Annotated in this window: 21 protein-coding genes and 3 tRNA genes; all 24 read left to right on the forward strand. The window is 68.5% G+C overall.

What is annotated here, in order from left to right:
• Window positions 1–2: 2 nt before the first annotated feature.
• Window positions 3–2,531 (forward strand): putative bifunctional diguanylate cyclase/phosphodiesterase, encoded by a 2,529-nt coding sequence (locus ACFOX0_RS02335; RefSeq protein WP_377541706.1) that lies wholly within the window; start codon window positions 3–5, stop codon window positions 2,529–2,531.
• Window positions 2,532–2,646: 115 nt separating this feature from the next.
• A tRNA-Thr gene (locus tag ACFOX0_RS02340) sits at window positions 2,647–2,719 on the forward strand.
• A gap of 26 nt (window positions 2,720–2,745) precedes the next feature.
• Window positions 2,746–2,818: transfer RNA gene (locus ACFOX0_RS02345), tRNA-Met, on the forward strand.
• A 134-nt stretch (window positions 2,819–2,952) separates the two neighbouring features.
• A complete protein-coding gene (gene rpmG, locus ACFOX0_RS02350; RefSeq protein WP_013288652.1) occupies window positions 2,953–3,120 on the forward strand; it encodes a 50S ribosomal protein L33 in 168 nt (55 codons plus the stop codon).
• A gap of 135 nt (window positions 3,121–3,255) precedes the next feature.
• A complete protein-coding gene (locus ACFOX0_RS02355; protein ID WP_377541707.1) occupies window positions 3,256–3,702 on the forward strand; it encodes an FAS1-like dehydratase domain-containing protein in 447 nt (148 codons plus the stop codon).
• Between the two features lies 1 nt (window position 3,703).
• Entirely contained in the window at window positions 3,704–4,096 is a 393-nt protein-coding gene (locus tag ACFOX0_RS02360; protein WP_377541708.1) for a MaoC family dehydratase, read from the forward strand.
• A gap of 137 nt (window positions 4,097–4,233) precedes the next feature.
• Window positions 4,234–4,306, forward strand: a tRNA-Trp gene (locus ACFOX0_RS02365).
• Between the two features lie 119 nt (window positions 4,307–4,425).
• The gene (gene secE, locus ACFOX0_RS02370) at window positions 4,426–4,830 is read left to right on the forward strand and encodes a preprotein translocase subunit SecE (protein ID WP_377541709.1); all 405 of its coding nucleotides are present in this window, start codon (window positions 4,426–4,428) and stop codon (window positions 4,828–4,830) included.
• A gap of 38 nt (window positions 4,831–4,868) precedes the next feature.
• Window positions 4,869–5,600 (forward strand): transcription termination/antitermination protein NusG, encoded by a 732-nt coding sequence (nusG, locus tag ACFOX0_RS02375; RefSeq protein ID WP_377541711.1) that lies wholly within the window; start codon window positions 4,869–4,871, stop codon window positions 5,598–5,600.
• Window positions 5,601–5,789: 189 nt separating this feature from the next.
• A complete protein-coding gene (gene rplK / locus ACFOX0_RS02380; protein ID WP_377541713.1) occupies window positions 5,790–6,224 on the forward strand; it encodes a 50S ribosomal protein L11 in 435 nt (144 codons plus the stop codon).
• An 83-nt stretch (window positions 6,225–6,307) separates the two neighbouring features.
• On the forward strand, window positions 6,308–7,021 hold the full coding sequence (gene rplA, locus ACFOX0_RS02385; protein ID WP_377541715.1) for a 50S ribosomal protein L1: 714 nt from the start codon (window positions 6,308–6,310) through the stop codon (window positions 7,019–7,021).
• A 76-nt stretch (window positions 7,022–7,097) separates the two neighbouring features.
• Window positions 7,098–7,838, forward strand: a complete 741-nt coding sequence (locus tag ACFOX0_RS02390; protein WP_377541716.1) for an ABC transporter ATP-binding protein — start codon at window positions 7,098–7,100, stop codon at window positions 7,836–7,838.
• Window positions 7,835–8,530 (forward strand): hypothetical protein, encoded by a 696-nt coding sequence (locus tag ACFOX0_RS02395; RefSeq protein WP_377541717.1) that lies wholly within the window; start codon window positions 7,835–7,837, stop codon window positions 8,528–8,530. Before ACFOX0_RS02390 ends, ACFOX0_RS02395 begins: the two co-directional genes overlap by 4 nt.
• Before the next feature lie 365 nt (window positions 8,531–8,895).
• On the forward strand, window positions 8,896–9,438 hold the full coding sequence (gene rplJ, locus ACFOX0_RS02400) for a 50S ribosomal protein L10 (protein ID WP_377541718.1): 543 nt from the start codon (window positions 8,896–8,898) through the stop codon (window positions 9,436–9,438).
• Between the two features lie 58 nt (window positions 9,439–9,496).
• Entirely contained in the window at window positions 9,497–9,880 is a 384-nt protein-coding gene (gene rplL / locus ACFOX0_RS02405) for a 50S ribosomal protein L7/L12 (RefSeq protein ID WP_377541719.1), read from the forward strand.
• Between the two features lie 615 nt (window positions 9,881–10,495).
• A complete protein-coding gene (rpoB, locus tag ACFOX0_RS02410) occupies window positions 10,496–13,927 on the forward strand; it encodes a DNA-directed RNA polymerase subunit beta (RefSeq protein WP_377541720.1) in 3,432 nt (1,143 codons plus the stop codon).
• 175 nt (window positions 13,928–14,102) lie between these two features.
• Window positions 14,103–17,990 (forward strand): DNA-directed RNA polymerase subunit beta', encoded by a 3,888-nt coding sequence (locus ACFOX0_RS02415; protein ID WP_377541721.1) that lies wholly within the window; start codon window positions 14,103–14,105, stop codon window positions 17,988–17,990.
• 85 nt (window positions 17,991–18,075) lie between these two features.
• Window positions 18,076–18,456, forward strand: a complete 381-nt coding sequence (locus ACFOX0_RS02420) for a hypothetical protein (protein WP_377541722.1) — start codon at window positions 18,076–18,078, stop codon at window positions 18,454–18,456.
• A 175-nt stretch (window positions 18,457–18,631) separates the two neighbouring features.
• The gene (locus ACFOX0_RS02425; protein ID WP_377541723.1) at window positions 18,632–19,153 is read left to right on the forward strand and encodes a hypothetical protein; all 522 of its coding nucleotides are present in this window, start codon (window positions 18,632–18,634) and stop codon (window positions 19,151–19,153) included.
• Between the two features lie 486 nt (window positions 19,154–19,639).
• Complete coding sequence (rpsL, locus tag ACFOX0_RS02430) at window positions 19,640–20,014, forward strand: 30S ribosomal protein S12 (protein ID WP_007465318.1); 375 nt, start codon at window positions 19,640–19,642, stop codon at window positions 20,012–20,014.
• Window position 20,015: 1 nt separating this feature from the next.
• Window positions 20,016–20,486 carry a 30S ribosomal protein S7 gene (gene rpsG, locus ACFOX0_RS02435; RefSeq protein ID WP_377541724.1) on the forward strand — a complete coding sequence of 157 codons (471 nt, stop codon included), beginning with the start codon at window positions 20,016–20,018 and terminating at the stop codon, window positions 20,484–20,486.
• Window positions 20,487–20,591: 105 nt separating this feature from the next.
• Window positions 20,592–22,697: an elongation factor G gene (gene fusA, locus ACFOX0_RS02440; protein WP_377541725.1), complete on the forward strand. Its 2,106-nt coding sequence runs from the start codon at window positions 20,592–20,594 to the stop codon at window positions 22,695–22,697.
• A 256-nt stretch (window positions 22,698–22,953) separates the two neighbouring features.
• Window positions 22,954–24,147, forward strand: coding sequence for an elongation factor Tu (gene tuf / locus ACFOX0_RS02445; protein WP_377541726.1), 1,194 nt, complete (start codon window positions 22,954–22,956; stop codon window positions 24,145–24,147).
• Between the two features lie 298 nt (window positions 24,148–24,445).
• A complete protein-coding gene (gene rpsJ, locus ACFOX0_RS02450) occupies window positions 24,446–24,754 on the forward strand; it encodes a 30S ribosomal protein S10 (RefSeq protein WP_007073037.1) in 309 nt (102 codons plus the stop codon).
• Window positions 24,755–24,762 lie beyond the last annotated feature (8 nt).

A 24,762-nucleotide genomic window follows, 5' to 3' on the forward strand; every position in this document is an offset into this window, starting at 1 on the left:
GCATGACCAGGAGGCAACCGCCGTCCAGGCGGTCACAGGATTACGCCTGGTTCGTTACCGGTCCACTCGCCTGCGTGGCAGTGGTTTGCACCGTCGGTCTGGGTATCGTGACCGACCATCAGTTCGAGAAATGGCCGCTGGCCGTGCTGCTGTTCGGACTGATGGTGACTGCCGAGATCCCGCAGACGCGGTTCATCATCCGGCGTCAGTCGTTCGCCATGACGCTCACCGAGATTCCGCTGGTACTGGCGTTCTACCTGCTCTCACCTCTCTTCGTGGTCGTCGTGACCTTGGCGGCGGCGCTGGTGACCCAGGTTCGGCGCCGTCTCAGCCCGGCGAAGTTCTGCTTCAACGTCGCCAACGCCGCGGCGGCGACCTCCATCGCCGCGGTTCTGCTTCGGGCGCTCCCGCCCATGGAGGGCGTCGGACCGGGCACCTGGGGGATCCTGTTCGCCGCCGTTAGCACCTACACCATCATGCTGCTGACCTCGGTCGTCGTGGTGATCACCCTCGTTCAGGGGGGCCAGGCCGGCCGTGAGGTCGTCCGGACGGCCTCACCGAACCTGATCACCGTCGCGGTCAATGTCGTCATCGGTCTGATCGTCCTGATCGTGGCCAGGTACACCTGGTGGTCGGTGTTCCTGTTCGGTGCCCTGGCCGCCGGTCTGGTCGTCGTCTACCGGTCCTACGCCCAGTTCTTCCGCCAGCACCGAACCCTCGGCGACATGTACGAGCTGACACGGGCGATGAGCGAGAGCGGCCCGAACGGAACCCTCGCCGACGCGATGCTCGGTCGCGTGCGCGCACTCATGCAAGCCGAGTACGCCACGCTCTGGCTCCCCGCGCAGGGCCGGCATCCCGAGGTGCTGCTCACCGCGCGGATGGACGACCCGGGACTGCTGGACGTCACGCGGACCCCGCCGGAACTGCGGCAGTCCGCCCGGGACCGGGGCGAGACGATCGCCGTCGGCAGCCGGCTGGGCGGCGACGAGGAGACTCGGGCGGTGCTTCGCAACCACCAGGTGAAGGACGCCATCGTCGTGCCGCTGCGGTCCGGCTCGGTGGTGATCGGCACCATTGAGGTGGTCAACCGGCTGGGGGACATGGGTTACTTCGTACCCAGCGACATTCCGGTCTTCGAGACGGTGGCGGCGCACGCCGCGGTGGCGCTGGAGAACTCGCGGCTGGTCGACCGGCTGCGCTTCGACGCGTACCACGACGGGGTGACCGGGCTGCCCAACCGGCGCCGGATCTCCGGCGCGCTGGAGGAGGCGGTCCGGATCCGTACGCCGGGGGAGGTGGTCGCCGTCCTGCTGTTCGACGTGGACGACCTGCGCCGGGTGAACGAGTCACTCGGGCACGCGGCCGGCGACAAGGTGCTCGCCGAGGTGGCCAGGCGGCTGCGCGACCGCGCGCCGAGTGCCGCGCTGGTCGGTCGACTCGGCGGCGACGAGTTCGTGGTCACCCTGCGCATGGAGAACGTGGACGCGGCGCTGGACCTGGCCGGCGAGTTGCGCGAGCAGATCCGCGACGAGATGGTGTTCGGCGAGCTGACCTTGGACGTGGACACCGCGGTCGGTGTGGTCGTACACCCGGATCACGGTGACGATCCGGCGACGCTGCTGCAGCGGGTCGACCTGGCGGCCATGGCCGCCAAGGCGACGCCCGGTGGCGTACAGCTGTTCAGTCCGGTCCTGGAGTCGCGCTCGATGCGCCGGCTCGGCCTGGCCGCCGACCTGCGTCGGGCGCTGGAGCACGACGAACTGGAGGTTTACTTCCAGCCCAAGGTGACCCTGGGCGAGCGCCGGTTGGTCGGGGTGGAGTGCCTGGCGCGGTGGGAACACCCGGTGCACGGCACGGTCTCCCCGGAGGACTTCGTGCCGGTGGCCGAGCACACCGGGCAGCTCGGCCGACTGACCGAGATCGTGCTGAGGGAAGGGCTGCGCCGCAGCCGGGACTGGGCCGATCCGGACAACCCGCTCAACATCTCGGTCAACCTCTCCGCGCGTACCCTCACCGATCCGCATTTCCCGTCCCGGGTGCAGACGTTGCTCGCCGAGTACGCCGTGCCGGCCGAGCGGCTCACGTTCGAGATCAAGGAGGCCGGCCTCCTCGACGGCAGCGACCGTCCGATGCCCACCCTGCGCCGGCTGCGGGACATCGGGGTACGCCTGTCCGTGGACGACTTCGGCACCGGCTACTCGTCGCTGTCCTACCTGCGCCGGTTGCCCGTGCACGAGGTGAAGGTCGACCAGTCCTTCGTCCAGGGCATGGCGACCGATCCGGTCGACCTGGCCATCGTCAACGCGGTGGTGACACTCTCCCAACAGTTCGGCCTGACCGTGGTCGCCGAGGGGGTGGAGAGCGAGCTGACCCTCGAACTGCTGCAGGACATCGGCTGCGAGGTCGGCCAGGGTTTCCTGTTCAGCCGCCCGCTGCCGTACGAGCGACTGGCCACCTGGTTCGAGGTGCAGGCCGAGTCCGAGCCGCCGCCGAACACCGACGTCCGGCGGCTGCGTGCGGTGCCCTGACCTGGGGTGAAACGGAGGTTCGGCGGCCGTCGCGACGACACCGGGAACCCGATTTCACCTCAGCGGGGCCGCCGTGTACTCTTACTCCTGCGCGTCTCGCGGGAGATCGCGAAAGGCCCCCTTAGCTCAGTCGGCAGAGCGTCTCCATGGTAAGGAGAAGGTCTACGGTTCGATTCCGTAAGGGGGCTCAGAGGGTTCAGCCGGACCCGTCTGTGGCGGTGTAGCTCAGATGGTAGAGCAAGCGGCTCATAATCGCTGTGTCGCCGGTTCAAGTCCGGCCACCGCTACTCTCTCGGCCAACGGGTTCACCCCCGGAGGTCGAAAGCGATGGGCGCCACAGGCGCCCACTTTGCGTGTCTGCGGGACGAGAGTCTACGCTGGTACGTCGTAGTTGATCCGATAGCGAGGAAGGCACCCCGCCGTGGCCAAGGCGACTGATGTCCGTCCAAAGATCACTTTGGCGTGTGTGGAGTGCAAGGAGCGCAACTACATCACGCGTAAGAACCGCCGGAACGACCCGGACCGCATCGAGCTGAAGAAGTTCTGCCCGCGGGACGGCAAGCACACCGTGCACCGCGAGACCCGCTGACCGCACGCCGGCGCGACCGCCGGCACCAGGCAGCACGCAGACGCCGTCCCGGCACCGGCCACCACTCGTGGCCACCGCCGAGGGCGGCGTCCCGCGTTCCGAATCCCGCCGAGCGCGGCGTGTAGGTTCCAACGCATGCCCTTGGACCCTTCCTTCGCCGGCCGGAGTTATCCGCCGACCGCCCCCTACCAGGTGGGGCGGGAAAAGATCCGCGAGTTCGCCACCGCCATCGGTGCCACCGACCCGGCGTACCACCAGCCGGAGGCCGCCCGGGCGCTCGGGCATCCGGACGTGGTGGCGCCGCCCACCTTCCCGGTCGTGCTGACCATGGCCGCCAACGAGCAGATCGTGGCCGACCCGGCCCTCGGCATCGACTACAGCCGGGTGGTGCACGGCGACCAGCGGTTCGTCTACACCCGACCGGTGGTGGCCGGCGACGAGCTGGTCTGCGTCAGCCTGGTCGAGGAGATCACCGCCCGCGGCGGGCACGACTTCCTGACCATGCGCACGGACGTGACGACCGCCGCCGGCGAGCCGGTGGTCACCGTCTGGTCCAAGATCGTCGTACGCGGGGAGGGCTGAGATGGACCTGTCGGTGAAGACCTACCGGATCACCCGGGCCGACCTGGTCCGGTACGCGGGCGCGTCGGGCGACTTCAACCCGATCCACTGGAGCGAGCGGTTCGCCACCGGCGTGGGCCTGCCCGGCGTGATCGCCCACGGCATGTTCACCATGGCGCTGGTCGGTCGGGCGGTGACCGAGTGGGCCGGCGCCCCGGACGCGGTGGTCGACTACGGGGTCCGGTTCACCCGGCCGGTGCCGGTGCCGGACGACGACCAGGGCACCGAGATCGAGGTACGGGCCGTGGTCAAGGAGGTCACCGAGGACGGACTGACCCGGCTCGACCTGACCGCGACCTGCCACGGCCAGAAGGTCCTGGCGCAGGCCAGGGCCACCGTACGTAGCTCGTCCTGACGGCGGGCGACGACGGCGGACCGGCGCGCGGGGGTGACCGGTTGGGAAAGTCGGACCTCTACCCGTACACTGGTCCGCCGTGGGGCAAGTGACCCCTGTTCCGGCATGCTTGTCGGGGCGGGATCACCCTGCCGCACAGGGGTGTAGCTCAATTGGCAGAGCAGCGGTCTCCAAAACCGCAGGCTGCAGGTTCAAGTCCTGTCACCCCTGCGTCTATGGCCTGACCGGTCCCGGGGGTCGGAGTTTCGCCGGCCTGCGAGGCCGGTGAGGATGCAGTCCAACGCGCGTCCATCGGCGCGCGAGTCAACCACCCCGCGACGGAGGGCGAAGTGGCCGAGAAGAATCGGCGCGGCGAGGACGCCGCGGACGACCGCCTCGACGACGTGATCGACGACACGGTCGACGACGACGCCATCGACGAGGACGTGGAGGACGACGAGCCGGTCTCCCGGGGTGGCACCGCGACCCGTTCCCGGCGCAAGGCCGAGAAGGCGGAGTCGGCGGACAGCAAGTCCAAGGCCAAGGCGGAGACCGGACGGGTCGGAATTTTCGGCCGCTTCGCCCGGTTCATCCGTGAGATCGTCGCCGAACTGCGTAAGGTCATCTGGCCGACCCGCAAGGAGCTGCTGACCTACACCGCGGTGGTGGTCACCTTCGTCACCGTGGTGGTGGCGATGGTCGCCGGGCTGGACTTCGGCTTCGCCAAGGGCGTCCTGTGGGTCTTCGGCGGCTGACCGAGCTGATCCAGCGATAGTTACGGAAGTGAGCGAGCGTGCCTGAATACGACGAGACCGCCGAGACCACCGACGAGCAGTCCTCGGTGGCGACGGCGGCCGGTGCCGAGTCGGTCGAGGCCGCCAGCGAACCGGATCTCGCGACCCCCGCCGAGGAGTCCGCGCCGGACGAGGACTACGACCCCGTGGCCGAGCTGCGGCAGAAGCTGCGCTACGCGCCGGGTGACTGGTTCGTCGTGCACTCCTACGCGGGGTACGAGAACAAGGTCAAGACCAACCTGGAGACCCGGATCACCAGCCTCGACATGGAGGAGTTCATCTTCCAGGTCGAGGTGCCGACCCGGGAAGAGGTCGAGGTCAAGAACGGCAAGCGCCTGCAGGTCCAGAACAAGGTCTTCCCCGGCTACATCCTGGTCCGGATGGAGCTGACCCCCGAGTCGTACTCCTGCGTGCGGAACACCCCGGGGGTCACCGGCTTCGTCGGCGCGACCGACCGGGCCGACCGCCCGGCGCCGCTGTCGCTCGACGAGGTGCTCAAGTGGCTCGCACCGGCGGTGGAAACCGCCGAGCAGAAGAAGACCAAGCCCGAGGTCAAGGTGCTCGACTTCGAGGTCGGCGACTCGGTCACCGTCACCGACGGCGCGTTCGCGTCGCTGCCGGCCACGATCAGCGAGATCAACGCCGACCAGCAGAAGCTCAAGGTGCTGGTGTCGATCTTCGGCCGGGAGACGCCGGTCGAGCTGAACTTCAACCAGGTCGCCAAGATCTAGGGCCGCGATTTCCGGGCGGTCGACGAGCCGCCCGGAACGCACCGGTGACCGGCGGGACCTCGACGGATGGTCGGGCGTCGCGCTGCGCTACCCTAGAACGTCGCTCGCGGTGCGGGACGCTGACCGTGCGTGCCCGCCGCCAGTGCCGCGTCAGGTGCACACCCACCAGATCAAGCCCCAGGAAGAGACATGCCTCCGAAGAAGAAGAAACTCGTCAAGACCTTCACGCTGCAGTTGCCGGCGGGACAGGCCACCCCGGCTCCGCCGGTCGGCCCGGCCCTCGGCCAGCACGGCGTGAACATCATGGAGTTCTGCAAGTCGTACAACTCGCAGACCGAGTCGCAGCGCGGTGACATCGTCCCCGCCGAGATCAGCGTCTACGAGGACCGCACCTTCAGCTTCGTACTGAAGACCCCGCCGGCCGCCCGGCTGCTGCTCAAGGCCGCGGGCGTGCAGAAGGGTTCCGGCGCGCCGCAGGACACCAAGGTCGGCGCGGTCAGCCGGGCGCAGCTGCGCGAGATCGCCGAGAAGAAGATGGCCGACCTCAACGCCAACGACGTCGAGCAGGCCGAGCGGATCATCGCCGGCACCGCCCGGTCGATGGGCATCACGGTCAACGACTGACCTCGCGGTATCCGAGCAGAATCCACGTCGTGGGAGGGCCCGCGCACATCGCGGCCCGCCATCAACCACAGGAGCAACAGGACATGCAGCGCAGCAAGAGCTACCGCAAGGCCGCCGAGGGCATCGACCGGGACCGGCTGTACGCCCCCGCCGAGGCCATCAAGCTGGCCAAGGACAACACCAACACCAAGTTCGACGCCACGGTCGAGGTCGCGATGCGCCTCGGCGTCGACCCCCGTAAGGCCGACCAGATGGTCCGCGGCACGGTGAACCTGCCGCACGGCACCGGCAAGACCGCCCGCGTGATCGTGTTCGCCGCCGGCGCGAAGGCCGACGAGGCCGCCGCCGCCGGCGCCGACGAGGTGGGCACGGACGAGCTGGTCGCCCGGATTCAGGAGGGCTGGCTGGACTTCGACGCGGCGATCGCCACGCCGGACCAGATGGCCAAGATCGGTCGGATCGCGCGGATCCTGGGCCCGCGCGGTCTCATGCCGAACCCGAAGACCGGCACGGTGACCATGGACGTCACCAAGGCCGTCGCGGACATCAAGGGCGGAAAGATCACCTTCCGGGTGGACAAGCACTCCAACCTGCACCTGATCATCGGCAAGGCGTCGTTCTCGGAGTCGCAGCTGGTGGACAACTACGCGGCGGTGCTGGACGAGGTGCTGCGGGCCAAGCCGTCCGCGGCCAAGGGCAAGTACATCAAGAAGGTCACCCTCACCACGACCATGGGCCCCGGCGTGCCGGTCGACCCGAACGCGGTGAAGAACCTGGCCGAGGCCGACAACGCCTGAGTCGGTCCGATCGCGCGAACCGGGGCGCCCCTGCGGGGGTGCCCCGGTTCCGTCTTTCCATGGCACGCTTACGGCCATGCGACTGCGCGACGTCTGGCTGCGGTACACCCGTCGCGGCCCGTGGGTGCTGCGGAACGTCTCGGTCGAGATCGGACCCGGCCAGGCGGCCGTCGTCCTCGGCCACAACGGCGCCGGGAAGTCCACCCTGCTGCAGCTCGCCGCGGGCGTGTTCCGACCGGACCGGGGCGAGGTGCTGGACCGCCCGGGCCGGGTGGGCTGGGTGCCGGAGCGGTTCCCGGCCGACCAACCGTTCACCGTCCGGCAGTACCTGACGGCGATGGGCCGGATGGCCGGCCTGTCCGCCGCGACCGCACCGGCCGCCGTGGACCGGTGGGTCGAGCGGTTGGGCCTGGCGCCGTACCGGGAGATCCCGTTGCCGCAGCTGTCGAAGGGCACCGCGCAGAAGGTGGGCCTGGCCCAGGCGTTGCTCGTGCCGCCCGGGCTGCTGGTGTTGGACGAGCCGTGGGAGGGGCTGGACGCCGCGTCGCGGGACCTGGTGCCGGTGCTGGTGGCCGAGGTGCTGGCCGACGGCGGCAGCGTACTGGTGAGCGATCATCGCGGGGAGACGGTCCGGCTGCCCGGCGCGCTGCACTGGCTGGTCGCCGAGCAGACCGTCCGGGTCGAGGAACCGTCCGCCGCCGGCGGCATGTCGGTGGTCGAGGTTGTCGTCCCGACCGCGCGGGCCGCCGGCACCGTCGCCGCCCTGCGCGCCGCGGGCCACGAGATCCTGCGGGTACGCCAGGAGGCTGACCAGTGAGTGCGCTGCTGGTGATGCGGTTGACGGGGTTCGTGCGGACCGGGCGGGTGCTGGCCCCGTTGCTCGCCGGACTGCTGGTGATCGGGGTGCTGAACGGTGGCGGCCGGTCCCAGGCCGCCGAGGCGTACGCGGTCTCCTCCGTGGTGCTCTTCCCGGTGCTGGCCTGGCAGGCGAAACTGCTGCTGGACATCGAGCCGGACGTGCAGCGCCGGCTCGCCGTGGTGACCGTCGGTCGGCGCCGGGAGGCGCTCGCCGGGTTGCTCGCGGCGACGGTGGTCGGCCTGGTCACGGTGCTGCTCGGCCTGGTCGTGCCGTGGCTGCTGGGCGGGGTGGCGTTGCCCCGGCCGGCGGTCGACGCCCCGCTGGCCGGTCAGTTGGCGCTGGGCGCGTGGGCTCATCTGGCCGCCGTGCCCGCGGCGGTGGCCGTCGGCGCCCTGGCCAGCCGCGCGGCCACCCGACGTACGACGTACGGGTTGGCGGTGCTGGTCGGCGGCGTGGTCGGCGCGATGGTGCTGAGCCTGCCGGTGTCGCCGGTGCCCTGGCTGGCCCCGCCGCTGATGTCCGTCGCCCGGGTGACCGCCGGTGTCGGGGACGACCAGGCCGGCCGGGTGGCGTTGCTGAGCATTCAGGCGGTGATCTGGGCCGCGGTCGCGTTGGCCGGCTACGCGGCCCTGCGCCGCCGCCGACCGTGACTGCCGGGTGCTGGGCGGGACCGTTTTCGTCGAGAACCGAGAAAATGAGGTCGTGATTACAACCGCGGGATTTGGCGGTTGGACGCACCTCCCGTATTCTTCTCAGCGAAGTTCCACCCAGAGACCGCTGGTCACCGTGCCCCGGCACGGTCGAAGGTCCCGCACCGACGGGCGACCCGCGCAGGGCGGCAAGCGACACCCCCGGCGACGACGACCCGGTCCGCCGACCGCGTCAGTCACCTTTCGCCGGCCCTCGCCCCGTGCGCCCTGCGCCGGGGCTTTCTCGTTGGCGCGGGTTCTCCGGCACCGATTCCGGCAGCTTCCGTCCGGAGCGGTACCCAGCACGAAGCAACGAGAGGAGGGACATGGCGGACAAGCCGGTTCGGGCCGACAAGTCCACGGCCGTCGCGGAGCTCACCGAGCAGTTCCGTGGGTCGGGCGCCACGGTGCTCACCGAGTACCGCGGCCTCACGGTCGCCCAGCTGACCCAGCTGCGGCGTGCGCTCGGTCGGGAGACCACCTACACGGTCGCCAAGAACACGCTGGCCAAGCGCGCCGCGACGGACGCTGGCATCAACGGCCTCGACGAGCTGTTCACCGGTCCTACCGCGCTCACCTTCGTCTCCGGCGATGTCGTTGAGGCGGCCAAGGGTCTGCGCGATTTTGCGAAGGCCCACCCGCAGCTCGTCATCAAGGGCGGCGTCTTCGAGGGCAAGGCGATCTCGGCGACCGAGGTCACCAAGCTCGCCGACCTCGAGTCCCGCGAGGTGCTGCTGGCCAAGCTGGCCGGCGCGATGAAGGGCAACCTGAGCAAGGCCGCGGCCCTGTTCCAGGCGCCCCTGTCGAAGACCGCCCGCCTGGCGGCGGCCCTGCAGGACAAGCGCGAAAAGGACGAGCAGGCCGCCTGAGCGCGGACTGTGCAGCCTTACCACCAGCCTTAGAGATCTTTAGGAAAGGACGCCAGACATGGCGAAGCTCAGCACCGACGAGCTGCTCGACGCGTTCAAGGAGATGACGCTGATCGAGCTGTCGGAGTTCGTGAAGCAGTTCGAGGAGACCTTCGAGGTCACCGCCGCCGCGCCGGTCGCGGTGGCCGCCGCCGGTGGCGCTGCCGCGCCGGTCGAGGCCGAGCCGGAGAAGGACGAGTTCGACGTCATCCTCGACGCCGACGGTGGCAAGAAGATCCAGGTCATCAAGGTCGTGCGTGAGCTGACCGGCCTGGGCCTCAAGGAGGCCAAGGACCTGGTCGAGGCGGCTCCCAAGGCCGTTCTCGAGCACGTCAACAAGGAGACCGCGGACAAGGCCAAGGCCAAGCTCGAGGGCGAAGGCGCCAAGGTCACCCTCAAGTGACCCGACGGCCGGGGCGCGAGCCCCGGCCACGGTCGGCGGCGACCGCCTCCGCGTGAGCCTCCGCACAGCGATCCGTCACGGGTGGCGATCCAGTTCTGGATCGCCGCCCGTTTCGCCGTCCTGACCGTCTGCGACCGCCCGTCAGCAGGGAGTTCATGATCCCTGGTCGGCCGTCCGGACCGCCGGCGGCGGTCCGGACGGACCGCGCGGGGTCGACCAGGTCCCTCCGTACCCCGCTCCAGCCCTTGACGCGGGACGGCGCCTACAGGCACCCTGACAACAGCAAGACCTTCCGCGCTTGCGACGGCCATCACCTGGGTAATGGCAGCGGCAGCAACTTTCCACGCCGCGGCCGGTGTCCGGTGGCCCGCGGGAAGCGTGCGGAGACGTGCGAGCGCGCCTGCTGGGCGCGTGGCGGCCTCGGGTCACGGCACGTCCGCGACGCTTCGCCGTGGTTGGCTGGACAGCGGTTAGCCGTTCGGCTACACTGCTAGTTTGCGCTGCCTTCCGACTTAGCCCCTGCTCGGAATGTCCGATTATGGATATTTGGAGTGGGGCCATTGGAGTGCACGCGTAACAGCCGTTCTGCAGCACCGGTCCTCGGAAGGACGCATCTTGGCAGCTTCCCGCCCTGCGAAGACCAGTCGTACGTCGAGCGCTTTCGCTCCCCGCCGAGTTTCATTCGGCAGGATCACGGAACACCTCGAGGTCCCCAACCTTTTGGCCATCCAGAACGAGTCTTTCGACTGGCTGGTTGGCAATGAGGCTTGGCAGGGCCGGTCGGCAAACGACCCGCACGCCCGATCGGGTCTCGCGGAGATCCTCGACGAGATCAGTCCCATTGAGGACTTCTCCGGCACCATGTCACTGTCCTTTTCCGCACCACGCTTCGACGAGGTCAAGGCCTCGATCGAGGAGTGCAAGGAGAAGGACCTGACCTACTGCGCGCCACTGTTCGTGACCGCGGAGTTCACCAACAACACGACCGGCGAGATCAAGAGCCAGACCGTGTTCATGGGTGACTTCCCGATGATGACGCCGAAGGGCACCTTCATCATCAACGGCACCGAGCGCGTCGTGGTCAGCCAGCTCGTCCGGTCCCCGGGCGTGTACTTCGACAAGCAGCCGGACAAGACCTCCGACCGCGACCTCTCCAGCGTCAAGGTCATCCCGAGCCGGGGTGCCTGGCTGGAGTTCGACATCGACAAGCGGGACACCGTTGGTGTCCGCATCGACCGCAAGCGTCGCCAGGCAGTCACCGTGCTGCTCAAGGCGATCGGTTGGACCAACGAACAGATCCGCGAACGGTTCGGTTGGTCCGAGCTGATGATGACCACCCTGGAGAAGGACCACATCGCCGGGGTGGACGAGGCACTGCTGGACATCTACCGCAAGCTGCGGCCGGGTGAGCCGCCGACGCGGGAGAACGCCCAGAACCTGCTCGACAACCTCTTCTTCAACCCGAAGCGGTACGACGTCGCCAAGGTCGGTCGGTACAAGTTCAACAAGAAGCTTGAACTCGAGGTGCCGATCACCACCGGCACGCTGACCGAGGACGACATCGTCGCCACCGTGGAGTACCTCTGCCGGCTGCACGCTGGTGAGGAGGGCTACGAGGCCGACGACATCGACCACTTCGGCAACCGTCGCCTGCGTACCGTGGGCGAGCTCATCCAGAACCAGGTCCGGGTCGGCCTGTCCCGGATGGAGCGGGTCGTCCGCGAGCGGATGACCACCCAGGACGTCGAGGCGATCACGCCGCAGACCCTGATCAACATTCGCCCGGTGGTGGCGGCGATCAAGGAGTTCTTCGGTACGTCGCAGCTGTCCCAGTTCATGGACCAGACCAACCCGCTGGCGGGCCTGACCCACCGGCGTCGGCTGAGCGCGCTCGGCCCCGGTGGTCTGTCCCGGGAACGGGCCGGCTTCGAGGTCCGGGACGTGCACCCGTCGCACTACGGCCGGATGTGCCCGATCGAGACGCCGGAAGGCCCGAACATCGGCCTGATCGGCGCCCTGTCGACGTTCGCCAGGGTCAACCCGTTCGGGTTCATCGAGACCCCGTACCGCAAGGTCGTCGACGGTCGGGTCACCGACCAGATCGACTACCTGACCGCGGACGAGGAGGACCGGTTCGTCAAGGCCCAGGCCAACGCGCCGCTCAGAAGCGACGGTACGTTCGCCGAGGACCGGGTGCTGGTCCGCCGTAAGGGCGGTGATACCGAGGACGTCGCGCCGGCGGCCGTCGACTACATGGACGTGTCACCGCGGCAGATGACCTCGGTCGCGACCGCGATGATCCCGTTCCTGGAGCACGACGACGCCAACCGGGCCCTGATGGGCGCGAACATGCAGCGTCAGGCGGTGCCGCTGGTCAAGGCCGAGTCGCCGCTGGTCGGTACGGGCATGGAGTACCGGGCCGCGGTGGACGCCGGTGACGTGGTCGTCGCCGAGGTGGGCGGCGTGGTCGAGGACCTGTGCGCCGACTACGTGACGGTGCACCAGGACGACGGGCACCGCCGCACCTACCTGCTGCACAAGTTCCGTCGCTCCAACGCCGGCTCCTGCGTCAACCAGAAGCCGGTCGTCTTCGAGGGCGACCGGGTCGAGGCCGGCCAGGTCATCGCCGACGGTCCGTGCACCGACGAGGGTGAGATGGCGCTCGGGCGTAACCTGCTCGTCGCCTTCATGACCTGGGAGGGGCACAACTACGAGGACGCGATCATCCTGTCCCAGCGCCTGGTGCAGCAGGACGTCCTCACCTCGATCCACATCGAGGAGCACGAGGTCGACGCCCGGGACACCAAGCTCGGTCCGGAGGAGATCACCCGCGACATCCCGAACGTCAGCGAGGAAATGCTCGCCGACCTCGACGAGCGCGGCATCATCCGGATCGGTGCCGAGGTGGTGCCGGGTGACATCCTGGTCGGCAAGGTCACGCCCAAGGGCGAGACCGAGCTGACGCCGGAGGAGCGGCTGCTCCGCGCGATCTTCGGTGAGAAGGCGCGCGAGGTACGGGACACCTCGCTGAAGGTGCCGCACGGTGAGACCGGCACGGTCATCGGCGTGCGTACCTTCTCCCGCGAGGACGGCGACGAGCTGCCGCCGGGCGTCAACGAGCTGGTCCGGGTCTACGTGGCCCAGAAGCGGAAGATCCAGGACGGTGACAAGCTCGCGGGCCGGCACGGCAACAAGGGCGTCATCTCCAAGATCCTTCCGGTCGAGGACATGCCGTTCATGGAGGACGGCACGCCGGTCGACATCGTGCTCAACCCGCTCGGTGTGCCGAGCCGGATGAACATCGGCCAGGTCCTCGAGACGCACCTGGGCTGGGTCGCCAAGACCGGTTGGAAGGTCGAGGGCGACGACGCCGAGTGGAAGAAGGCGCTGCGGTCGATCGACGCCCACGAGTCCGAGCCGGACACCAACGTGGCGACGCCGGTCTTCGACGGTGCCCGTGAGGCCGAGATCTCCGGTCTGCTCTCGTCGACCCTGGCCAACCGGGACGGCACGCAGCTGATCGGGGCGAGCGGGAAGGCGCAGCTGTTCGACGGTCGTTCCGGCGAGCCGCTGCCGGACCCGATCGCGGTCGGCTACATCTACATCCTCAAGCTCAACCACCTGGTCGACGACAAGATCCACGCTCGGTCGACCGGCCCGTACTCGATGATCACTCAGCAGCCGCTGGGCGGTAAGGCGCAGTTCGGTGGCCAGCGCTTCGGTGAGATGGAGTGCTGGGCGATGCAGGCCTACGGTGCCGCGTACGCCCTGCAGGAGCTGCTGACCATCAAGTCCGACGACGTCCTGGGCCGGGTCAAGGTCTACGAGGCGATCGTCAAGGGCGAGAACATCCCCGAGCCGGGCATTCCGGAGTCGTTCAAGGTGTTGCTCAAGGAGCTGCAGTCGCTGTGCCTCAACGTCGAGGTGCTGTCCAGCGACGGTGTGGCCCTGGAAATGCGCGAGACGGACGACGAGGTCTTCCGGGCGGCGGAGGAGTTGGGCATCGACCTGTCCCGGCGTGAGCCGAGCTCGGTCGAGGAAGTATGAGGTGAAGGGTTCGGGGGCCGACCGACTGGCTCTGGCGCGGGTTCCGGGGCGTGATGCGGAGCGGACGCGCCGGAATCCGCGAGGTCGGGCTTGATCCCGACGCGAGTCGGCCGGCCCCCGAACCCCGGGCCGAGGAACAGCAGTACTGACGACGACGACATAGGGGACACATAACGTGCTCGACGTCAACTTCTTCGACGAGCTGCGCATCGGCCTCGCCACCGCCGACGACATCCGTCAGTGGTCCCACGGCGAGGTCAAGAAGCCTGAGACGATCAACTACCGCACCCTCAAGCCGGAAAAGGACGGGCTCTTCTGCGAGAAGATCTTCGGTCCGCAGCGGGACTGGGAGTGCTACTGCGGTAAGTACAAGCGGGTCCGGTTCAAGGGCATCATCTGTGAGCGCTGCGGCGTCGAGGTGACCCGGTCCAAGGTCCGCCGCGAGCGGATGGGCCACATCGAGCTGGCCGCGTCGGTGACGCACATCTGGTACTTCAAGGGTGTGCCGAGCCGGCTGGGCTACCTGCTCGACCTGGCGCCCAAGGACCTCGAGAAGATCATCTACTTCGCGTCGTACGTGGTCACCGGGGTGGACACCGAGTCCCGGCACCGCGACCTGTCGACGATCGAGAACGAGATCCTCGCCGAGAAGCGGCAGGCCGAGAACAGCCGCGACTCGGAGATCGAGAAGCGGGCCGCCAAGCTGGAGGCCGACCTGGCCGAGCTGGAGGCCGAGGGTGCCAAGGCCGACGTGCGGCGCAAGGTCAAAGAGGGCGGCGAGCGCGAGATGCGCCAGATCCGCGACCGGGCGCAGCGCGAGATCGACCGGCTCGACGAGGTGCTCGACACCTTCCGCAAGCTGGAGCCGAAGCAGCTGGTCACCGACGAGCTGCTCTACCGCGAGCTGCGGGACCGGTTCGGTGAGTACTTCACCGGCGGGATGGGTGCCGAGGCGATCAAGGCGCTGGTCCAGAACATGGACCTGGACGCCGAGGCCGAGAACCTCCGCGAGATCATCCGGTCCGGCAAGGGGCAGCGGAAGATCCGGGCGCTCAAGCGGCTGAAGGTCGTCGCGGCGTTCCTGAACACCCGCAACTCGCCGCTGGGCATGGTGCTCGACTGCGTACCGGTGATCCCGCCGGACCTGCGGCCGATGGTGCAGCTGGACGGTGGCCGGTTCGCGACCTCCGACCTGAACGACCTGTACCGCCGGGTGATCAACCGGAACAACCGGCTCAAGCGACTGATCGACCTGGGCGCGCCCGAGATCATCGTCAACAACGAGAAGCGGATGCTGCAGGAGGCCGTCGACGCGCTGTTCGACAACGGCCGCCGCGGTCGGCCGGTCACCGGTCCGGGAAACCGTCCGCTGAAGTCGCTGTCCGACATGCTCAAGGGCAAGCAGGGCCGGTTCCGGCAGAACCTGCTGGGCAAGCGCGTCGACTACTCCGGCCGTTCGGTCATCGTGGTCGGTCCGCAGCTCAAGCTGCACCAGTGCGGCCTGCCCAAGCAGATGGCGCTGGAGCTGTTCAAGCCGTTCGTGATGAAGCGGCTGGTGGACCTCAACCACGCGCAGAACATCAAGTCCGCCAAGCGGATGGTCGAGCGGCAGCGGCCGGTCGTGTGGGACGTGCTGGAAGAGGTCATCGGCGAGCACCCGGTGCTGCTCAACCGGGCGCCGACCCTGCACCGGCTGGGCATCCAGGCGTTCGAGCCGCAGCTGGTCGAGGGCAAGGCGATCCAGATCCACCCGCTGGTCTGCACCGCGTTCAACGCCGACTTCGACGGTGACCAGATGGCGGTGCACGTGCCGCTGTCCGCCGAGGCCCAGGCCGAGGCGCGGATCTTGATGCTGTCGTCGAACAACATCCTCAAGCCGGCCGACGGCAAGCCCGTCACCATGCCCACCCAGGACATGGTCATCGGCCTCTACCACCTCACCCACCTCACCCCGGGCGAGAAGGGCGAGGGCCGGGCGTTCAGCTCGGACGCCGAGGCGCGGATGGCCTTCGACAACGGCGAGCTGCACCTGCAGACGCCGGTGAAGATCCGGCTGCGGGACGTGGTCGGCGTGGACAACGGCGCCGGCGCGGAGAAGTGGACCGAGCCGGAGGACTGGACCCCGGGCGAGCCGCTGACCGTGGAGACCACGCTGGGTCGGGTGCTGTTCAACGAGACCCTGCCCAAGGGCTACCGGTTCGTGAACTATGAGATCCGCAAGGGCCAGCTCTCGGCGATCGTCAACGACCTCGCCGAGCGGTTCCCCAAGGTCGCGCTGGCCGCGACGCTGGACGGGCTGAAGGAGGCCGGTTTCCACTGGGCAACCTGGTCCGGCGTGACGATCGGCATGGAGGACGTCATCGCGCCGCCGCGCAAGCGGGAGATCCTGGCGCGGCACGAGGCCGAGGCCGACCGGATCGACAAGCAGTACCAGCGTGGTCTGATGACCGCCGAGGAACGTCGCGGCGAACTCATCGAGATCTGGACCAAGGCGACCAACGAGGTCGCCAGGGAGATGGACACCGCGCTGCCGCAGGAGAACCCGCTGTGGAAGATGATCAACTCGGGTGCTCGCGGTAACCTGCTCCAGCTCCGGCAGATCGCGGCGATCCGTGGTCTGGTGGCCAACCCGAAGGGTGAGATCATCCCGCGGCCGATCAAGGCCAGCTACCGGGAGGGTCTGTCCGTGCTGGAGTACTTCATCTCCACGCACGGTGCCCGTAAGGGTCTGGCCGACACGGCCCTGCGGACCGCCGACTCGGGTTACCTGACTCGTCGTCTGGTGGACGTCTCGCAGGACGTGATCATCCGCGAGGAGGACTGCGGCACCGACCGGGCCATCCCGATGCAGGTCGGCGAGCTGCTCGACGGCAAGCTGATGGTGCACGAGCACGCCGAGACCGGTGTGCACGCCCGGACGCTGGCCGACGACATCAAGGGTGCCGACGGCAACCTGGTGGTCCAGCGGGGTGCGGACCTCAACTCGGTGCTGGTCGACAAGCTCGTCGCGGCCGGGGTGGACAAGGTCCGGGTCCGCAGCGTGCTCACCTGCGAGTCGAAGCTGGGCGTCTGCGGTGCGTGCTACGGCCGTTCGCTGCCGACCGGCAAGACCGTGGACGTCGGCGAGGCGGTCGGCATCATCGCCGCCCAGTCGATCGGTGAGCCGGGTACCCAGCTCACGATGCGGACGTTCCACACCGGTGGTGTCGCGGGTGAGGACATCACCCAGGGTCTGCCTCGGGTCACCGAGATCTTCGAGGCTCGGGTGCCCAAGGGCAAGGCGCCGATCGCCGACACCCCGGGCCGGGTCCGGATCGAGGACGGCGAGCGGTCGCGGAAGATCATCGTGGTGCCGGACGACGGCAGCGACGAGATCGTCTACGACAAGATCTCCAAGCGGGTACGGCTGCGTGCCCACGACGGCGATCACGTCGAGGTCGGCGAGAAGCTCACCGAGGGCACCATCGACCCGCACGAGTTGCTGCGGATCCTCGGCCCGCGGGCGGTCCAGGTCCACCTGACCCAGGAGGTCCAGGAGGTCTACCGGTCGCAGGGTGTGCTCATCCACGACAAGCACATCGAGATCATCATCCGCCAGATGCTCAAGCGGGTCACGGTGATCGACTCGGGAGCCAGCGAGTTCCTCCCGGGCGTGCTGGTCGACCGGGCGCTGTTCGAGTCGGAGAACCGCCGACTCGTCTCCGAGGGTGGCGAGCCCGCCGCCGGACGTCCGGTGCTGATGGGTATCACCAAGGCCTCGCTGGCGACCGACTCCTGGCTCTCGGCGGCCTCCTTCCAGGAGACCACCCGGGTGCTCACCGACGCGGCGATCCACGCCCGGAGCGACTCGCTGATCGGTCTCAAGGAGAACGTCATCATCGGAAAGCTCATCCCGGCCGGTACCGGCATCAGCAAGTACCGCAACGTCCGGGTGGAGCCGACCGAGGAGGCGAAGGCCAAGGTCTACTCGATGACCGGCTACCCGGAGACCGACTACGGGTTCGGGCCGGCCAGCGGCCAGGCGGTGCCGCTGGACGACTTCGACTTCGGGTCGTACCGCTGATCTGACAGGTTCCGCCCGCCGGGCGCGCCGTACGTTCGTTCCGACGACGTGCGGCGCGCCCGGCGTCTTTTTGTAGGCTGGCCGGGTGGATGAAGCTGCCCGGCCGGGGACCGTGCCGGTCGCCGGGCCGGAGGTGCCCAGGCGGCACCCGCTCGATCCGGACCCGGTCCGGTCGACCAAGGCGCGTACCGTGTTCGCGCTCGGGCTGATGGCGGCGGCGACCGGCCTGTTCGTGGGCGGTCTGATCCCCGCCACGATGGCCCTCGCGCTGGCCGGACAGGCGCGCCGGGAGGCGTACGCGTCGGGGGGTTATCTCACCGGCGCGGCGTGGCTGCGCCGCGGTGAGCGGCTGGCCTGGACGGGCCTCGCGCTCGCCGCGACCACCGTGGTGGTCGCGGTGGTGATCGGGGTGATCCACCTGGCCGGCAGCCCGCTCGGGCGGGACTACGCGCCGACGTTCGACTGAGGTGCCCGGCGCGGGTCGACCGCCACCGGCGGGACGGTAGCCTGAATCTTGACAACTCGCCGCCCGTGCGACGGTGGTGCCGTTCCGTCCGGTTCCGCCGGAGCAGCCGACCCGGGACGGCGACGACGCCGATCCGGAGCACCGCTGGGGTGTGACCGGTTTCCGAGGGGGTTCCGTGACGCAGCAGGCGCCGCCGCCGGAGGGCGGGTTCGGGCCGCCGCAGCCGACGTATCCCTTCGGGCCGCCGGGTGGTGTCGCACCGCCGGCCGCGGTGCCGCCGCCGCCGCGCGAGGCGCAGCGACCGCCGCGACGGGTCGAGGCGGTCCCCGGTACGCCGTTCGGGCTGGTGCATCTCGACGTGCCGCCGGTCACCTCCGGCCCCGCGGTCGCGGCGCTGATCACCGGCATCGCCTCGGCCGGGGTGGCGCTGCTGGTCGGCTGCTTCGGCGTGGTCGGCGCCCGGGCCGGCTGGGGCGGTTGGGTGGCGGGCGCCTTCGCGATGCTGGCCGGCCTGCTGGGCGCCGCCGCGGTGGCGTTGGCGCTGTTCGCCCGTCGGCAGATCCGCCGGCCGGCGCCGCCGCCCGGCATCCGGTTCGCCGGCGTCAAGCTGGCCACCGCCGGGCTGGTCTGTGGTGCGGTCGGGCTGGGCGGTACGGCGTTGGCGATGGGCCTGGCCCTGTTGCTCCAGCTCGGTTGACCCGGCCATGTCCCCGAATGTCCCAGGCTCGGTCGGGTCGGGCGTCCGGTACGCGGTAGACTGGTCGTCTGGAGTTGCTGCCGAAAATCGAATCCGTCGACTCCGTGACGGGCGGTCGGTTCGGACGGGACCGGATGGGGGCTGTGTCCCAGTTCTCCCCGGCTCCGTTTTGACCTGAGCCCGCACGGTAGGTAGTCTTTCTCTGTGCTCGGGTCATCCTGGGTCACTCGTGCGTGCGCTCGCGCCGATCGTCGGGATAGGGCGCCGCGCCACGCGACAATGTCAGATGGCCCGCCTGATTGCGGTGCGGGCACACCGGAGCACGCGACAGCGTGCGCCGGAACCGCGAACCGGGCGACACGCCCGACCGCGGGTACCGGGGCCACCGACGGGGGTCCCGGCGGAATGTAGGAGAACCGCCCACCAGGGTCGGTTAACAGGAAACGGCGCGGCCGCTGAGGCGGCCGAAGGGAGCGGAGAAACCCGGTGCCCACGATCCAGCAGTTGGTCCGCAAGGGCCGCCAAGCGAAGACGACCAAGACCAAGACGCCGGCGCTCAAGGGGAGCCCGCAGCGGCGCGGTGTGTGCACGCGCGTCTACACCACCACCCCGAAGAAGCCGAACTCGGCGCTGCGCAAGGTCGCTCGCGTGAAGCTGAGCAGCCAGATCGAGGTGACCGCGTACATCCCCGGCGTCGGCCACAACCTGCAGGAGCACTCGATCGTGCTCGTCCGCGGCGGCCGGGTGAAGGACCTCCCTGGCGTCCGTTACAAGATCGTTCGCGGTTCGCTGGACACCCAGGGTGTCCGCAACCGCAAGCAGGCGCGCAGCCGTTACGGCGCAAAGAAGGAGAAGAGCTGACATGCCTCGTAAGGGCCCCGCTCCTCGTCGGCCGCTGGTCGCTGACCCGGTGTACAACTCGCCGTTGGTCACCCAGTTGGTCAACAAGATCCTTCTTCGTGGCAAGCGTGCGCTCGCCGAGCGCATCGTCTACGGCGCGCTGGAGGGCTGCCGGGAGAAGACCGGCACCGACCCCGTCGTCACCCTCAAGCGGGCGATGGACAACGTGAAGCCGACCTTGGAGGTCCGCAGCCGCCGGGTGGGTGGCGCCACCTACCAGGTGCCGGTCGAGGTCCGTCCGTCCCGGGCGACCACGCTCGGGCTGCGCTGGCTGGTCACCTACTCCAAGGCCCGCCGGGAGAAGACCATGATCGAGCGGCTGATGAACGAGCTGCTCGACGCGAGCAACGGTCTTGGTGCCGCCGTCAAGCGGCGCGAGGACACCCACAAGATGGCCGAGTCCAACAAGGCCTTCGCGCACTACCGCTGGTAACCGACCGGGCCGCGGCGGGGCCGTCCGGCTCCGCCGCGCCGCATGGGTAGTGGGCCGAAGGCCCCCATGGCTGTTCGAGAGCCGCAGGCTCTGAAGGGATTTGAAGTGGCCGCCGCAGACGCGCTCGCCAAGGTACGCAACATCGGCATCATGGCGCACATCGATGCCGGTAAGACCACCACCACTGAGCGGATCCTGTTCTACACCGGCATCACCTACAAGATCGGTGAGGTCCACGAGGGCGCCGCCGTCATGGACTGGATGGAGCAGGAGCAGGAGCGGGGGATCACCATCACCTCCGCCGCCACCAAGTGTGAGTGGAAGGGCTACACGATCCAGATCATCGACACCCCGGGCCACGTCGACTTCACCGTCGAGGTGGAGCGTTCGCTGCGGGTGCTCGACGGTGCGGTCGCCGTCTACGACGGTGTGGCCGGTGTGGAGCCGCAGACCGAGAACGTCTGGCGGCAGGCGGACAAGTACAACGTCCCCAGGATGTGCTTCGTCAACAAGCTCGACCGGACCGGTGCCGACTTCTTCCGCTGCGTGCAGATGATGATCGACCGGCTGAACGCCACCCCGCTCGTGCTGCAGATCCCGATCGGCGCCGAGTCCGACTTCATCGGCGTCGTCGACCTGGTCGAGATGCGCGCGCTGACCTGGCGTGGCGAGACGGCCAAGGGTGAGGACTACGCGGTCGAGGAGATTCCGGCCGACCTCGCCGACAGTGCCGCCGAGTGGCGCGAGAAGCTGCTCGATACGCTGTCCAGCGCTGACGACGCGTTCACGGAGAAGTACCTGGAGTCCCTGGACGGTGCGGAACTCTCCAGCGACGAGATCAAGGCCGCCATCCGGCGTGCCACGATCGCGGGCAAGGCCAACCCCGTCCTGACCGGCACCGCGTTCAAGAACAAGGGCATTCAGCCCATGCTCGACGCGGTGGTCGCGTACCTGCCGTCGCCGCTGGACGTTCCGGCGATCGAGGGCACGGCGACCGACGGTGAGACGCCGCTGCAGCGGATGCCCTCGATCTCGGAGCCGTTCTCGGCGCTGGCGTTCAAGATCCAGACGGACAAACACCTGGGCAAGCTCACCTACGTCCGGATCTACTCCGGCACGCTCGAATCCGGTTCGCAGGTGATCAATTCCACCAAGGACCGCAAAGAGCGGATCGGCAAGATCTACCAGATGCACGCCAACAAGCGCGAGGAACGGTCGAGCGCGCAGGCTGGCGACATCATCGCCGTGCAGGGTCTGAAGCAGACCACCACCGGTGACACCCTCTGCGACCCGGCCAACCCGGTGATCCTGGAGTCGATGACCTTCCCCGAGCCGGTCATCGAGGTGGCGATCGAGCCCAAGACCAAGGCCGACCAGGAGAAGCTCAGCACCGCCATCCAGCGGCTCGCCGAGGAGGACCCGACCTTCCGGGTCAAGCTCGACGAGCAGACCGGTCAGACGGTCATCTCCGGCATGGGCGAGCTGCACCTGGACATCCTGGTCGACCGGATGCGCCGCGAGTTCAACGTCGAGGCCAACATCGGTAAGCCGCAGGTGGCGTACCGCGAGACGATCCGCCGCAAGGTGGACAAGATCGAGTACACCCACAAGAAGCAGACCGGTGGATCGGGTCAGTACGCCCGGGTCATCGTCAGCCTGGAGCCGCTGCCGCTGGGCAACGACGCGCCGACGTACGAGTTCGCCAATGCCGTCACCGGTGGCCGCGTGCCGCGGGAGTTCATCCCGTCGGTGGACGCCGGGGCCCAGGACGCCATGCAGTACGGCATCCTCGCCGGCTTCCCGCTGGTCGGTCTCAAGCTGACGCTGCTGGACGGTCAGTACCACGAGGTCGACTCGTCGGAAATGGCCTTCAAGATCGCCGGTTCGATGGTGCTCAAGGACGCGGCCCGCAAGGCCGACCCGGCGCTGCTCGAACCGATGATGTCCGTCGAGGTCACGACGCCCGAGGAGAACATGGGCGACGTGATCGGCGACCTCAACTCCCGTCGCGGCATCATCCAGGCGATGGAGGAGCGCAGCGGCGCTCGCGTCGTCCGGGCCCTGGTGCCGCTGTCGGAGATGTTCGGCTACGTCGGCGACCTGCGGTCGAAGACCCAGGGCCGGGCGAGCTACAGCATGCAGTTCGACTCCTACGCCGAGGTTCCGCAGAACGTGGCAAAGGAGATCATCGCGAAGGCGACTGGCGAGTAGTCGGCGCCGGTCTGCTGGGCCGGTGATACCGCGAGGGTCGCGGACGGGTAATCTCGCCCGCGACCTTCACGGGCCGGGCTGTACGCACCAGGCCTGAAGGTTTCACCGCCGCAAGACAAACGCGGCCCGGTCGGTCGAGTGCCGACCGGACCGCCAGGTTCTTCCCGGCCACCCGGTCGGAAAGGCTGTCGACAGAGTCCCTGACGCCGAACGGCGTGCCGGGCGTACGAACAGAGAAGTCCACAGGAGGACACCAGTGGCGAAGGCGAAGTTCGAGCGGACTAAGCCGCACGTCAACATCGGCACCATTGGTCACATTGACCACGGTAAGACGACGCTGACGGCGGCCATCACGAAGGTCCTGCACGACCGTTACCCGGATGTCAACCCCTACACGCCGTTCGACCAGATCGACAAGGCGCCGGAGGAGAAGTCCCGGGGTATCACCATCTCGATTTCTCACGTCGAGTACCAGACCGAGGCGCGGCACTACGCGCACGTCGACTGCCCCGGGCACGCCGACTACATCAAGAACATGATCACCGGTGCGGCGCAGATGGACGGCGCCATCCTGGTGGTCGCGGCGACCGACGGCCCGATGCCGCAGACCCGCGAGCACGTGCTGCTGGCCCGCCAGGTCGGCGTGCCGTACATCGTCGTGGCGCTGAACAAGAGCGACATGGTGGACGACGAGGAGCTGCTCGAGCTCGTCGAGCTCGAGGTCCGTGAGCTGCTGTCGTCGCAGGAGTACCCGGGTGACGACCTGCCGGTCGTCCGGGTCTCGGCGCTGAAGGCGCTCGAGGGCGAGCCCGAGTGGACCGACAAGCTCATGGAGCTGATGAACGCGGTGGACACCGCGATTCCGCAGCCGGAGCGGGAGACCGAGAAGCCGTTCCTCATGCCCATCGAGGACGTCTTCACGATCACCGGTCGGGGCACCGTGGTCACCGGCCGCGCCGAGCGCGGCATCCTCAAGCCCAACGAGGAGGTGGAGATCGTCGGCATCAAGGAGAAGTCGATGAAGACGACCTGCACCGGTATCGAGATGTTCCGCAAGCTGCTCGACGAGGCCCGCGCGGGCGAGAACGTCGGTCTGCTGCTGCGGGGTATCAAGCGCGAGGACGTCGAGCGCGGCATGGTGGTCGTCAAGCCCGGCACCACCACCCCGCACACGGAGTTCGAGGCGACCGTCTACATCCTCTCCAAGGAGGAGGGCGGCCGGCACACCCCGTTCTTCCAGAACTACCGTCCGCAGTTCTACTTCCGGACCACGGACGTCACCGGCGTCGTCACGCTGCCCGAGGGCACCGAGATGGTCATGCCGGGCGACAACACCTCGATGGCCGTCAAGCTCATCCAGCCGATCGCGATGGAGGACAACCTCAAGTTCGCGATCCGCGAGGGTGGTCGTACGGTCGGCGCGGGTCGCGTCACCAAGATTATCAAGTGAGTAAGGTAACCCCGATTAGCGTTGCCGCTGCATAGTGCGGCATACTAGTCAGGTTGCGTAGGCGACGGGTGGTTGGCGGCCCTGTGCGGTCAACCACCCGCGCCCGGCGCGGGCGACAGCAAGACGTGCCCGGCGCCTCCGATCCACCACGCGGACTGGGATCGCTCCGGTTATCTGGGGCGGAGCATGTCCAACGGGCGCGACACGCCCGACCGCGGGGGTCGGACCAAGTGGGACTGCGTCACACGGCGTCAGCGCCCGCAACACAGCGGCATCGAGAGAAGGAACAGAAGCCACCATGGCGGGACAGAAGATCCGCATCCGGCTCAAGGCCTATGACCACGAGGTCGTCGACTCCTCGGCGCGGAAGATCGTCGAGACGGTGACGCGCACCGGGGCGCAGGTCGCGGGCCCGGTGCCGCTGCCCACGGAGATCAACCGTTTCTGCGTGATCCGTTCGCCGCACAAGTACAAGGACTCGCGCGAGCACTTCGAGATGCGTACGCACAAGCGGCTCATCGACATCATCGACCCGACTCCCAAGACGGTCGACTCGCTCATGCGCCTCGACCTGCCGGCTGGCGTCGACATCGAGATCAAGCTGTAGGGACCGGA

This window comes from Micromonospora zhanjiangensis, assembly GCF_042650605.1.
In the GTDB taxonomy this organism is placed as follows: domain Bacteria; phylum Actinomycetota; class Actinomycetes; order Mycobacteriales; family Micromonosporaceae; genus Micromonospora_J; species Micromonospora_J zhanjiangensis.